Below are 12,884 nucleotides of genomic sequence, written 5' to 3' on the forward strand. Positions count from 1 at the left end.
AATCCGGGTCGGGTCCGGGTCTGTTCGGCATCACCCGCGACCTGGGCCGGAATTGGTCCATACCTATTGACGGACTGGTCTAGTCCTTTCTAGGGTCGACGGAGTGCGGCCCGGCGGCGGTGACGACGGCCCTTGCCCGCCGCCGGGCGCCCTCGCTCCGGCCGATCGAGGCGGGGTTCCGGCGGGATCGGAACCCCGCCTCGACCCGCGGGACGTGCGAGCCGTGGCCGACCCGGACAAGCTTGACCGACGGAGGGCGTTCCGGCGGGGAGCGCCCCGGTGTCCGAAGGGGCTGAGCAGCATGACCACGATCCTCGTGACCGGCGGTACGGGAACCCTCGGCCGGCTCGTCGCCGAGCGGCTGCGGACGGGCGGGCACGAGGTGCGGGTACTGAGCCGGCACACCCGGCCGTACGCCGTCGACCTGCGCGAGGGCGGCCCTGGGCTGGACGCGGCCGTCGCGGGCGTGGACACGGTCGTGCACTGTGCGAGCACACCGCGCGGAGGTGACGAGCGGGCGGCCGCGAACCTGATCGCCGCGGCGCGGCGGGCCGGCGTGGGACACCTGGTCCACATCTCGATCGTCGGGGTCGACCGGGTGCCGTTCGGCTACTACAAGGCCAAGCTCGCCGTGGAGAAGCTGGTGGAGGAGTCGGGAATCGGCTGGACGGTGCTGCGGGCCACCCAGTTCCACGACCTGCTGGTCCAGGTGCTGCAGGGGCTGGCCAAGGTGCCGGTGATGGTGCTGCCGGCCGGGGTGAGCGACCAGCCGGTGGAGGTCGCCGAGGTCGCGGACCGGCTCGCGGAGCTGGCGACGGGCGCGCCGGCCGGACGGGTCGAGGACCTGGCCGGGCCCGAGATCCGCACGTTCGAGTCGCTGGCCCGCGCGTTCCTGAAGGCGAGCGGAAGGCGGTGCGCGGTGGTGAACGTACCGCTGTGGGGCGCGGCCTACCGGGGCTTTCGCGCGGGCGGGCACCTGGCGCCGGAGCGGGCGGTGGGCAAGGGAACGTTCGAGGAGTACCTGGCTACGCGCATCCGCGGCTAGGCGGGCCGGGTCCGCCAGGCCCCGCCCGGCTCACGCCCCCCTCCGGGCCCGAGGGGCTGCTTCGCGGACCCGTTCCGGGGCGTCCCGGTCCCGGGGGGCGTGCCGAACAGTTCCTCCTGGGCGGCGTCGCGGGCCGTGAGCAGGGCCCCGCGCAGCACCGCCCCGCCGCCCAGGACGCCGGGGCGCACCTCCGTGGGCAGCGGCGCCATCCGCCGGAGCCGATGCGCCACCCGGCTCGCGAGCACCTCCCCGCCGGCCTGTCCGACCTCCCCGCCGAGCACCACACAGCCGGGATCGAGGACGGCGACGACGGAGGCGGCGCCGAGGGCGAGACGGTCGGCGAGGGCGTCGAGGAATCCGGTGGCGGCACGGACTGCGGCACCCGTGTCCGGCGCGTCCACCGCCGCCACCGCCGCCCGCACCAGCGCCGCCGCCACCGGCTCGTCCGTGCGCGCGAGGGCCGTCAGCCCGTACTCCCCCGCCAGTGCGGCGATCGCCGCCGAGCCGGCCAGCGAGTGGAAGCCGCCCTCGCAGTCCGTCGCCGAGGGCAGGCCGTTCGTGCCGGGGACCGGCAGGAAGCCGATCTCACCGGTGCCGCCGGAGGCACCGCGCCGCAGGGCGCCGTCCAGGACGACGGCCGCGCCGGTGCCATGGCCCAGCCACAGCAGGACGAAGGTGTCGCGGTCCCCGGCGGCGCCCTCGCGCTGCTCGGCCAGCGCGGCCAGGTTGGTCTCGTTCTCCACGTGCGCGTGGGCGTCCGGGAAGCGTTCCTGCAGCGCGGCCACCAGTCGGCGGTGCCACTCGGGCAGGCCGCTGGAGTCGCGCAGTTCGCCGCTCGCGGGGTCGATCAGGCCGGGTGCGCCGATGCCGAGGGTGTGCAGCCGGCCCGGTGACCGGCCGCCCGCGCGCGCGGGCGCCCCCACGGCCTCGGCCTCCTTCGCCGCGCGCTCCACCAGGGAGACCGCCTGTTCCACGGCCGTCCCGGTGCCCGTGTCGTCTCCGATCGGCACGGACGCCTCGGCGAGCACCCGGCCGACCAGGTCGGAGACGAGCACCGTGACCCCTTCCGTGCGCACGTCCAGCGCGGCCAGGTGGGCGCGGTCGGCCACGATGCCGTAGAGCTTGGCGTTCGGTCCTCGGCGCTGCTCGCCCGCCTCTCCGACGACCTCGATGAGACCGGAGGCGGCGAGGCGCTCGACGAGGTCGGCGACCGAGGGGCGGGACAGACCGGTGAGCTGCTTCAACTGCCCTGCCGTCAGCGGGCCTTCGTGTTGCAGCAGCCGGAGGGCGAGCCGGTCGTTGATGGCCCGGGCGGTGCTCGGGGATGCGGGCATGGCGGGAATCCTCCCACGGCCGACGGGGACTCGATCGGTGGCTGCCGACCGTCGGCCCTCTATTTATCAGGCAGGGTTCCTGATAGTTTACGACGGCATCGCGGCGGCGCGACGCTGATCCGGGAGGGACGGGAGAATGAGCGGAGTGGGCGAAGTGATCCACGCACCGGCGGAGGTCCGGCGCGCCCGGTACGCCGTGGCGGCCGTGTTCGCCGTGCACGGAGCCGTCACCGGTTCGTTCGCCACCCGGGTGCCGTGGATCCAGGACCACGCCGGCGTGTCCACCGGACAGCTCGGGTTCGCGCTCGCCTTCACGGCGTTCGGCGCGGCCTGCGCCATGCCGTTGGCCGGCTCGATCACGCATCGCTTCGGCAGCCGTGCGGCCCTGCGCGGCCTGCTCGCGCTGTGGACGCTGTCGCTGACTCTGCCCGCCCTCGCGCCGAACCTGCTGACGCTGTGCCTGGCGATGTTCACGTACGGCGCGTCCGCGGGGACGGCCGACGTGGCGATGAACGCCCTGGGCGTCGAGGTGGAGCGGCTGCTCGACAGGTCGATCATGTCGGGGCTGCACGGCATGTGGAGCGCGGGCGCCCTGATCGGCTCGGCGGGCGGGACGCTCGCCGCGCACCTGGGTGCGGACGCGCGCGTGCACCATGTGCTGGCGGCGGCCGTCCTCACCCTTCTCGGCCTGCTGGCCTGCCACTGGGTGCTGGATCTGCGGCCGGCCGAGGACGAGGAACCGCCCCCGCGGTTCACCCTGCCGCCCCGCTCGGCGCTGCTGATCGGCGCGGTCGGGTTCTGCGCGGTGTTCGCGGAGGGCGCGAGCCTGGACTGGTCGGCCGTCTATCTGCGTGACCAGCTCTCGTCGTCGGCCGGGGCGGCGGCGGCCTGCACGACCGGCTTCATGTTCACGATGGCGGTGGCCCGGATCGTGGGTGACGCGGTGGTGAACCGGTTCGGCGCGGTGCGTACCGTCCGGGCGGGCGGGGTCCTCGCCGCGCTGGGCGGGCTGCTGATCGTCTTCGCGGGCCACCCTGCGGTGGCGATGGGCGGGTTCGGGCTGATGGGCCTCGGCATCGCGGTCGTCGTGCCGCTGTGCTTCGCGGCGGCCGGGCACAGCGGGCCGAACCCCAGCCAGGCCATCGCGGGCGTCGCGACGATCACCTATACCTCCGGCCTGATCGCGCCGAGCCTGATCGGCGGCGTGGCCCAGGCGACCAGCCTGGTGGTGTCGTTCGGTGTGGTGACGGTGCTGGCGTGCGGGCTCGTGCTGTTCGCGGGTGTGCTGCGCAGCGGTGAGCGCACCGGCGCGAAGGTCGGTCCGCAGGCCGCAGCAGTGCCCGGCCCACGGCCCTGAAGGCGTCGCTCCACGGCGTGGGGCGCAGGGTGGTCGCGTCGAGCCGTACCAGGACGCGGGTGCCCTGCGCGTACGTCGTGCCGCCGTCCGCCGAACAGGACCGGAAGCCGTACGTCAGCCCCGTGGTCATCGTCGGGTCGACCTGCGCAACCCGCCGCACCCGGTGCCGGCCGCGGCGGGCGTCATCATCGGCGTCGGCGTCGGCGTCGGCAACGTCACGCCGAGTTGTGGTCATCGTCGGGTCGACCTGCGCAACCCGCCGCACCCGGTGCCGGCCGCGGCGGGCGTCATCATCGGCGTCGGCGACGTCACGCCGGAGTTCACCGACACCTTCTCGCTGAGCGGCATCGCCCTCGGCACAGTCGTCGTCATCACGGGCTACCACGCGCTCCGCGCGTTCGCGCCCGCCCGCCTCAAGGCCGGGCGGCCCCTGCCGGACGAGGGCACGAGCGGCTACGACGAGGCCAGCTCGTAGGCGTACGACGGGCTGAACTCGCCGGCCGCGCCCTTGCAGCCGTCCGACTCCCCCGGCAGTTTCACCCACAGGTAGGCGTCGATCCGGGTCTCTCCGGTCCGGAAGGTGGGAGCCCGGCCGATGCTCCGGCCGTCCGGGTCGCACCACTCGCCGCCGGTCGGCGCCCCGTTGCCGTTGCGGCTGGTGTCGATGACGGCGCCCAGGCCCGGCGGACCCCCGAGGGCGTCCAGGACCCGGCGGTCGTAGGCGACCTCGTCGGTCGTGCGGTGGAAGTTGGAGACGTTGCTGAAGATCCCGTCGGAGGACGCGGCCGAGGCGGCGCCGGCCTGGCGCAGCAGCGCCGCCTGCTCGGCCGGGGTGTTCCAGGCCGAGTGCCCGGCGTCGTAGTAGACGCGCGCCTTCGGGTTCGCCGTCTTCAGCACGCGGCCCGCGCGGGCGAGCGCGGCGAGCCGAGCGGCCCGTCCGGCCCCGTCGAGGCAGTCGGTCTGGGCTATCGAGTCGGGTTCCAGGACGACGACCACCTCGCCGGAGCCGAGCCCGGCGGCGAACCCGTCGATCCAGCCCGCGTAGGCGTCGAGGTCGGGCGCCCCTCCCTCGGAGGCGCCGCCGCAGTCGCGGTCCGGGATCGCGTACGCCACGAGGACGGGCACCCGGCCCTGGGCGGCGGCTCCCGAGGTGACGGCGCGGACCCGCGAGGTGACGGTGCCGGGGGCGTAGTCGGTGAACCACACGGCGGCCGGGCGGCTCGCGATCCGGGACCCGATGACGGCGGTGCGCGGATCCGTTGGGTTGTCGCGGACCCAGTCGAGGACCTGGGACTCGGAGTGGCGGTAGAGGCTCGTGGAGCCGGCGGCCGCCCGCGGTTCGCGCGCGGTGCGGCTGGGCGAGGGCGTCGGCCGCACGGCCTTGGCGGAGGCCGAGGGGGACGCGGAGGGAGACGGTGGGGGCGACGCGGACGAGGGGGACAGGAGCGTCGCGCTCACCTGCGGTCGGGCCCGCCCGGAGCCGCGCCGGCCGTCGTCCTCCCCGTCGCCGAGTGCGGTCAGCGTCCCGGCCGCGGTGCCCAGGGCCACCACCACCGAGGCGACGGCCACCATGACACCCCGCCGGTCGGACCGTCCCCCACGCAATCCTGGCACCTTGCTGTTCCCCTCCCGCGCCACGGGCCCGTTCCCCCGTTCCGGGGAAGCCTCGGGCCCGCCGGCACGCGGGCCAGCCTAGGACTGTCACCCTGCCCCCATGCCGCAATTGGAGCAGTTCATCACTTTCTCCGGGACGGACGCCGAGACAGGCGCCGACACCGATCGCCCGAGTGTCGACGACGTGCTCGCCCGGATGCGCGCCCTCGAAGCGGCCCTGCCACCCCGGGACGGGGTCGCCGTCTTCAACCGCGTCTACCTCGCGGTCACCCAGGAGGTCGACCGGCGCATCGACACGGGCCGCTTCCCGGACACGCGGGCCGCGACCACGCTGGACGTACGGTTCGCGAACCGCTACCTGGACGCCGTGGACCCGGTGTCCGCCGACCGGCGCCCACCCGCCTGCTGGCGTCCGCTGCTCCAGTTCCGCCGCCATCCCGGCGTACGCCCGCTTCAGTTCGCGCTGGCGGGCATCAACGCGCACATCGGGCACGACCTCGCGCTCGCCGTGGTGGACGCCTGTCGTAGCCTCGGCTGCGAACCGGGCGAGCTGGAGGACGAGTTCGAGCGCGTGGGCGAGCTGCTCGGCTCGCTGGAGGAACGCGTCCGCGAGGAACTGATGCCGGGCCCCGACCTGTTGCAGATCGCCGACCCCCTCACTCATCTCCTCGGCTCCTGGAGCCTGGAGCGCGCCCGGGACGCCACGTGGACGGCGGCCCGGGCCCTGTGGGCACTGCGCCGACTGCCCGACGTCGCCGAGGAGTTCACCGAACGCCTCGACACGGCCGTCGGCTTCGCGGGCCGCATGATGCTCACCCCGCTGTCCGGCCTCGTGGTGTGAGACGCCGTGGGGTGAGACCCCGTGCCGCGCGGCCTCAGTCCTCGGGGAGTTCCACCGGCTCGATCTCGTCGTACACGTCGCCCGGGCCCGGGTTGGTCGCGTCGGTCGTGCCGCCGAAGTGGTGCATGACGCCCCAGACCGCGTTCAGCGCGGTCTGCACGGCCCCCTCGGCCCAGCCCGCGGTCCAGGAGATGTCGTCGCCGGCGAGGAAGACGCCCCGCTTGTCCTCGGGCAGCCGGTCCTGCATGAAGTGGGTGAACAGGCGCCGCTGGTAGCGGTAGTGGCCGGGCAGGTTGGCCTTGAACGCGCCCATGAAGTAGGGCTCGTTCTCCCAGGAGACCGTCACCGGGTTGCCGATGACGTGCTTCCTGATGTCGACGTTCGGGTAGATCTCGCCGAGCGACTTCAGCATGACCTCCATCCGCTCGTTCGCGGACAGCGGCAGCCACTTCAGACTGTCGTCGCACCAGGTGTACGAGAGGCAGATGACGGCGGGCTTGTCCGGGCCGTCGTCGAGGAGGTACGTACCGCGCGTCATGCGGTCGGTGAGCGTCATCGACATGACGTCCCGGCCGGTCGGCACCCCGTTGTCGTCGACGGCCCTGTCCAGCCAGAACGGGCGGTCCACCGGCACGAACAGCTTGCTGGACTCCATGTAGTGCGTGCGCTCGATCGCCGTCCAGTGGTCGATCGGGAAGAGCGAGTCGTCACAGGCGATCTTCGACAGCAGCATCCAGGACTGGGCGGTGAAGATCGCCGCTCGGTACGTGCGGATGTCGCCGTTCGCGTCCGTCACGGTGATCCGGTTGCCGGCGGTGCGGTGCAGCCGGGTCACGGCCGGGCGGGGCTCGCCGCCGTCGTGCAGGCTCGCCAGCGAGGTGCCGTACGCCCAGTGGACGATCTTCTCCGGCTCCCGCTCCCAGAGGCGCAGCGGCAGCTGCTGGGAGCCGCCGACGATCCCGCGGTGGTGGTCGTCGGCCTCGGTGTAGACGACGCGGAGGATCTCCAGGATGGAGTTCGGGAAGTCGGTGTCCCAGCCGCCGGTGCCGAAGCCGACCTGGCCGAAGATCTCGCGGTGCCGGAAGGACCTGAAGGCCTCGGAGTCGCAGAGGAAGCCGTAGAAGGTCTGGTTGTCGAGCTTCTCGACGAGCTTCGCCCAGATCTCGCGGATGCGCGGGACGTCGCGCTCGCGCATGGCCTGGTTCATGTCGGAGAAGTCGGCGCCCTCTTCGAGGCACTTGTTCCAGGCGGCGGCGACGTCGCGGTAGACCTGCGGCAGGTCCTCGGCCGTCTCCGCGTAGTGCGACTCGCCCTTGAGGTCGACGACCGTCGAAGGGGTCGCCTCCGCGAGGGGGTTGGGGAAGGGCCGGGTCTCCAGGCCCACCAGGTCGATGTAGTGCTGGAGCGCCGTGGAGGACGGCGGGAAGCGCATCGCGCCCATCTCGGCGGTGAGGGAGGGGTCGCAGCCGTCGAAGCCGACGGTGCGCAGCCGTCCGCCGATCCGGTCGGCCTCGTAGACGACGGGCTTGAGCCCCATCTTCATCAGCTCGTACGCGGCCACGATGCCGGACAGTCCGCCGCCGATGACGGCGACCTCGGTGCCGTGCTCGGTCGCGGGTATCTGGCCGAGGCCCGCCGGGTGGGCGAGGAAGTCGTCGTACGCGTAAGGGAAGTCCGGGCCGAACATGGTGATCGGCGGCTGCTGCTCGTCTGCGTGCTCGACGGCGTTGGGCACGGTGGACGTCATGGGGTACGGACTCCTTGCGCGAAAGAACTCGGGGGAGGGCTCAGGGCGTTGGGACCGGACCGGCCGGGTCCGGCCGGGATCAGGTCAGGGACCCGTAGAGGCCGGGGCGGCGGTCCTCGAGATACGGGTTCGCCTCGCGGGAGGCGGCGAGGGCGACGGGGTCGGCGTCGGCGAACACCAGCTCCTCACCGCGTCCTGCGCGGGCGCGGGCGACCCCGTCGGGACCGGCCAGCGTGGAGAGGCCGACGAACTCGAACTCGCCCTCCCGGCCGACCCGGTTGACGTACGCCACGTACAGCTGGTTCTCGAAGGCACGGACCGGGATCACCGACTCGGCGACGAACTGGAAGGGGTGCATCTGCGCGGTCGGCACGACCAGGAGGTCGGTGCCGGCGAGGGCGTGGGCCCGGACGTTCTCCGGGAACTCGACGTCGTAGCAGATCATGAGGCCGACGGTGAGGCCGTTCAGCCGCGCCTGGACGACCGGCTGCTCGCCCGGCCGGAAGTGGTCGCGCTCGAAGCAGCCGAAGAGGTGCGTCTTGCGGTAGTTCGCGAGCCGGGTGCCGTCGGCGGAGATCAGCTGGGCGGAGTTGTGGACCGCGTCGCCGACCCGCTCCGGGTAGCCGTAGGCGATCGCGAGCCCGTGCCGGCCGGCCATCTCGGCGACCGCGTCCGCGGAGTCCCCGTCGGCGGGCTCGGCGAGGCGGGCGATGTCGTCGCCGATCGCGTACCCGGTGAGGAACATCTCCGGAGCGGTGAGCAGCCCGGCGCCCGCGGCGGCGGCCCGGTCCGCGGCCTCGTCGAGAACCTTGAGGTTCGCGGCGACGGAGCCGGGGCGGCCGGAGCTCTGGAGCAGGGCGGTGCGCATGCGTGATCCTCACCGGTACGAGGGGGTTCGGCGGCCGGATTTAGGGGCCATGTAGACGGTACGGTCGGCCGCGCGGGCCCGGCAAGAAGGAGCCGTTGCGCGCCGGTGAGCGGATCGTTGCGTGCGGAGCCGGTGGAACGGCGATTCGTTGCGCGCCCTCATTCCCCTCTCCCCCGGCCCACCGGCCGAGCCCTCACCCCTTTTCTCCCCCGGCCCACCACCAGGGCCGTGATCAGGTACGGCACCGCGCACAGGGCGAACACGGTGCTGTGCGGGAAGTGCGCCCCGAGGACGCCGTACGCCCCGTACACCGCGATGGTCACCAGCTCGGTACCCAGGCCGGCGACCGAGGTGAGGGTGGCCCGGGCGGTGCCCTCGATGCGCTGCTGGAGCCGGACGTCGGCCAGGACCGTCGCCGACTGGAAGCCGCCGAAGGCGAGGGCGACGAGGGCGACCCCGGCGGGTGTTCCCGTCAGCGCGCCGGCCGCCAGGGCGATGGCGGCACCCGCGAGGAGCACCGCGAGGCCGGTGCCGCCGAGGCGCTCGGCCGCCCCGGACAGCAGGCTGCCCGCCGTGACACCGGCCCAGATCACCATGAGCAGGTGGGGGACGGCCGCGTCCGGTACGCCGGTCTCCCTGACCAGCAGCGAGGTGTACTCGTCGAGCGCGCCCCACACCGCCGTGACGGCGGGGACGAACAGCAGGGCGCCGAGGAGGGGACGGTCCCGGCGGAGTCCGGCGAATCCGGGGAGTCCGGGGAGTCCGGCGCGCAGCGTCCGGGTCCAGCCGGACTCGCCCTCACCCCCACCCACACCACCGCCGTCGTCACCCCCGTCGCCCTCACCACCGCCGTCGCCACCGCCGTCGCCCTCACCGGCGTCGTCGGTCCCGGCCGGGGCCGGGGTGCGGTGCTCCGGGAAGCGGGTCGCCGTCACGGCGCAGAGCAGGCACGCCAGCACGCTGGCCGCACCGACGGCCGGGTATCCGCCGACCGCGAAGACCGGCCCGGCCAGGCCCATCGCCGCCATCACGGCCACCTGGCCCACCGCATGCGCGCGGCCCATGATCCGGGCGTACCGGTCGGCGGCGCCGGCCCGGTCCAGTTCCTCGTAGACCAGTGCCTCCAGCGCGCCGGAGCCCAGCGCGCCGCGCGCGCCCCACAGGACGAAGCCGGCCGCGAAGGCCCAGTACGACGGGAGCAGCACCCACAGCGCGAAGCCGGACGCGCCCAGCAGCGGGCCGATCCACAGCAGCAGCCGCCGGGAGACTGCGTCCGCCCAGGCACCCGAGGGGACCTCCAGCAGGACGCCGGTCAGCGACCACAGGACGAAGAGGGAGGAGATCCGCCCGACGGACAGGCCGCTGTCCGCGAACAGCAGCGCGTACACCGGGTAGAGCAGCACGAACTCGTCGAGGAACGCGTACGCGTACAGCGTGGCGGTCAGTCGACGGACGTCGGAACCGGTCGTGGATCAATGTCGCCAGGTCATGTCACCGATGGTAGACAGTTCACGCCCCGCCGCCCACCTGTTTACCGGTGATCGCGAAGGTGGTGACCACGGCGGCGTGGTCGGAGGGCCAGTCGTTGTCCTCGACGTCCGGCCACGGCCGGGGGCTGCCGGTCACGTGGGTACGCGAGTCGAGCACGCCGAGACCCCGGTGGAGCACGAAGTCGATCCGGTCCTGAGGTTCCGGGCGCCCGCTGCCGTCCTCGTGCTCGGCGTGCACCGGGGACCAGGTGTGACCGGGCTCCCGTACGGGATCGGGGTGCGCCTCGCGGTAGGAGTCGGCGAAGCCGGCCTCCTCGGCGGCCCTGGTCACCGGCCACCCGACGTCCGGCCGGTCCAGGTGGGAGGGGCAGTTGAAGTCACCGACCAGGACGACGGGCACGTCCGCGGCTTCCCCCACCCGGCGCAGGGCGTCCCTCAGTCGCGCGAGCCGCCCCTCCTCGTGAGCGATCAGGATGTCCTCGGCGAGCCCGTCGAAGGCGGCCTCGTAGGGCCCGTACGGCGCGCAGTCCAGGTGGGCCGTCCACACCTCGACCTCGCTGCCGCCGACTGCGATCCGGACGCCCGCCGCACCGTAGAAGCCCACGTCCGGGTCGCCCAGGGCGGCCGTGATCGGGTGGCGGCTGATGATCCCGAGGTTCTCCCCGGCCCGGTGGTGGTACCAGCCGAGGGCTTCGGCGAGTTCCTCGGCGGCGGATCCGTGCGTCTCCTGGAGGCCGACCACGTCCACGTCGGTCTCGGTGAGGACCTTGAGCTGCTTGGCCCGGTGATCGCGGACCTTCGTGCCGCCGTACCAGAGGTTCCACGTCATGACGCGGAGCCGGTACGGCAGCAGGGAGCGCAGCCGCTCGGGGGTGATGCCCTCCAGACCGGCCACGACCGTCCGGCCGGGCGCCGGCCCGATCGGCGCGAGCGAGGGCACCGCCAGCACCGCGCACCCGGCCCCCTCGGCGGAGGTCACGCCGGTCTCGGTGTCCTCGACGGCCACACAGGCCGCCGGGTCGACGCCGAGGGCGCGGCAGGCGGCGAGGTAGGGGTCGGGGGCGGGCTTGGTGTGCTCGGTGTCGTCGGCGGTGACGGTGACGGCGAACCGGCTCGCGCCGAGCGTTTCGAGCACGAGGTCGGCGACCGCCCTGGGCGACGCGGTCACCAGCGCCGTCGGCACGCCCTCCCGGGCCAGGGCGTCGAGCAGGGCGAGCGCGCCGGGGCGGGGCAGCACACCGGCGCGGACGCGGTCCGCGAACTCCCGGTGCAGCGCCTCGGCGAGCCCCGGTGCGGGCCGGCCGGTGTCGGTGGCCAGCCAGTGGGCGGTGTGTTCCACGGGACGGCCGAGCACCTCCGGGCGGTCCGCCTCGGTCAGGGTCCGGCCGGCCACCCGTTCCACCGCCTCCCACCACAGCCGCTCGGTGTCGACGAGCGTGCCGTCCATGTCGAACAGGGCGGCCTGGAGCGGGAGTCGGGTCACTGTCGCCTCTTTTCGGTGGGGGATCAGGAAGCACGTTCGGCCACGAGCACCGGACGGTCCGGCAGCGACACGGTGACCGCGGTCCCGGCAACGATCACGGTGGCCTCGTGGGCGGGCAGGTCGGCCTTCACCTCGGTGCCGTCGGCGAGCCGGACGGTGACGCGGACGACCGCGCCCAGGAACGAGGTGGCCACCACGCGCGCGTCCCCGCCGTCCTCCGCCCGTACCCGCACCGCCTCCGGCCGCACCAGGGCGTCCACCTCGGTCACGACGGGGAGCCGGCCGTCGACGGGCAGCCGACGCCCGAGCACCTCGACGGTGCCGCCGTCCAGATGCCCCGGGATCCGGCTCGTCGTGCCCACGAACTCGGCGACGAAGGCCGTGGCGGGCCGGCCGTACAACTCGGCCGGGGCGGCGCACTGTTCGAGCCGCCCGGCATGCATCACGGCGACCCGGTCCGCCATGGACAGGGCCTCCTCCTGGTCGTGGGTGACGAACAGGGTGGTGATGCCCAGCTCCTGCTGGAGCCGCCGGATCTCCTCGCGGAGGGTCAGCCGCACCTTGGCGTCGAGCGCGGAGAGCGGCTCGTCCAGGAGCAGGACGCGCGGGCGCAGGGCGAGGGCCCGGGCCAGCGCGACGCGCTGCTGCTGTCCGCCGGAGAGCTGGTGCGGGAAGCGCGCGCCCTTGTCCGCGAGGCCCACCAGCTCCAGCAACTCGGCTGCCCGCGCCCGCCGTTCGGCGGTACGCACCTTGCGCATACGCAGCCCGAAGGCCACGTTGTCCAGTGCGTCGAGGTGCGGGAAGAGGCTGTACGACTGGAAGACCATCCCGGCGTCCCGGCGGTGGGCGGGTACCCGGGTGACGTCCGCGCCGTCGACCAGCACCGCACCGGAGTCGGGGTGTTCGAACCCGGCGAGCATCCGCAGCGCGGTGGTCTTGCCGCAGCCGGAGGGGCCGAGCAGGGCGAGGAGCTCACCCGGCCGGACGGTCAGGTCGAAGCCGTCGAGGGCGAGGGTCGGCCCGAACTCCCGGCGCAGGCCGCGGAATTCGACGGTGGCCGCCTTCGCCGCCGGCTTCGTCGCTGTCGTATCGAGCACGGTCATGG

At 73.8% G+C, this 12,884-nt stretch carries 10 protein-coding genes and 2 pseudogenes; 4 read left to right on the forward strand and 8 right to left on the reverse strand.

The features are described 5' to 3' along the window. Nucleotides 1-301 precede the first annotated feature (301 nt). Complete coding sequence (locus tag ACIPFH_RS29990; protein WP_401831259.1) at nt 302-1,045, forward strand: SDR family oxidoreductase; 744 nt, start codon at nt 302-304, stop codon at nt 1,043-1,045. Here the strand turns inward: ACIPFH_RS29990 and ACIPFH_RS29995 are convergent. Then, entirely contained in the window at nt 1,042-2,379 is a 1,338-nt protein-coding gene (locus tag ACIPFH_RS29995) for an ROK family transcriptional regulator (protein WP_401831261.1), read from the reverse strand. The genes ACIPFH_RS29990 and ACIPFH_RS29995 overlap by 4 nt on opposite strands. A gap of 136 nt (nt 2,380-2,515) precedes the next feature. On the opposite strand from ACIPFH_RS29995, the gene ACIPFH_RS30000 reads away from it, so the two are divergent. Continuing rightward, nucleotides 2,516-3,736, forward strand: a complete 1,221-nt coding sequence (locus ACIPFH_RS30000) for an MFS transporter (RefSeq protein ID WP_401831262.1) — start codon at nt 2,516-2,518, stop codon at nt 3,734-3,736. Here ACIPFH_RS30000 and ACIPFH_RS30005 read toward each other — a convergent pair. After that, nucleotides 3,699-3,863: pseudogene (locus ACIPFH_RS30005) on the reverse strand (acyl-CoA thioesterase); the annotation flags it as partial. The gene ACIPFH_RS30000 and the pseudogene ACIPFH_RS30005 sit on opposite strands and share 38 nt — an antisense overlap. 111 nt (nt 3,864-3,974) lie before the next feature. Here ACIPFH_RS30005 and ACIPFH_RS30010 point away from each other — a divergent pair. Continuing rightward, nucleotides 3,975-4,211: pseudogene (locus ACIPFH_RS30010) on the forward strand (nitrate reductase); the annotation flags it as partial. On the opposite strand, the gene ACIPFH_RS30015 reads toward ACIPFH_RS30010, so the two are convergent. Further along, the gene (locus tag ACIPFH_RS30015) at nt 4,190-5,308 is read right to left on the reverse strand and encodes a glycoside hydrolase family 6 protein (protein WP_401831265.1); all 1,119 of its coding nucleotides are present in this window, start codon (nt 5,306-5,308) and stop codon (nt 4,190-4,192) included. The pseudogene ACIPFH_RS30010 and the gene ACIPFH_RS30015 sit on opposite strands and share 22 nt — an antisense overlap. A 142-nt stretch (nt 5,309-5,450) precedes the next feature. Here ACIPFH_RS30015 and ACIPFH_RS30020 point away from each other — a divergent pair, with 142 nt between their 5' ends. Further along, nucleotides 5,451-6,191 (forward strand): DUF5995 family protein, encoded by a 741-nt coding sequence (locus ACIPFH_RS30020; protein ID WP_401831268.1) that lies wholly within the window; start codon nt 5,451-5,453, stop codon nt 6,189-6,191. Nucleotides 6,192-6,225: 34 nt separating this feature from the next. On the opposite strand, the gene ACIPFH_RS30025 is transcribed toward ACIPFH_RS30020, so the two are convergent. The 5 genes from ACIPFH_RS30025 to ACIPFH_RS30045 form a co-directional block, all read right to left on the reverse strand. Beyond that, nucleotides 6,226-7,938, reverse strand: coding sequence for a flavin monoamine oxidase family protein (locus ACIPFH_RS30025; protein ID WP_401831271.1), 1,713 nt, complete (start codon nt 7,936-7,938; stop codon nt 6,226-6,228). Between the two features lie 79 nt (nt 7,939-8,017). Further along, complete coding sequence (locus ACIPFH_RS30030; protein WP_401831273.1) at nt 8,018-8,806, reverse strand: carbon-nitrogen hydrolase family protein; 789 nt, start codon at nt 8,804-8,806, stop codon at nt 8,018-8,020. 158 nt (nt 8,807-8,964) lie between these two features. Further along, complete coding sequence (locus ACIPFH_RS30035) at nt 8,965-10,209, reverse strand: MFS transporter (protein ID WP_401831276.1); 1,245 nt, start codon at nt 10,207-10,209, stop codon at nt 8,965-8,967. Nucleotides 10,210-10,315: 106 nt separating this feature from the next. Then, on the reverse strand, nt 10,316-11,779 hold the full coding sequence (locus tag ACIPFH_RS30040) for an HAD-IA family hydrolase (protein ID WP_401831279.1): 1,464 nt from the start codon (nt 11,777-11,779) through the stop codon (nt 10,316-10,318). A gap of 23 nt (nt 11,780-11,802) precedes the next feature. Then, on the reverse strand, nt 11,803-12,882 hold the full coding sequence (locus tag ACIPFH_RS30045) for an ABC transporter ATP-binding protein (protein WP_401831281.1): 1,080 nt from the start codon (nt 12,880-12,882) through the stop codon (nt 11,803-11,805). Between the last annotated feature and the right edge of the window lie 2 nt (nt 12,883-12,884).

Source organism: Streptomyces sp. NPDC088157 (assembly GCF_044741545.1).
Lineage (GTDB): Bacteria > Actinomycetota > Actinomycetes > Streptomycetales > Streptomycetaceae > Streptomyces.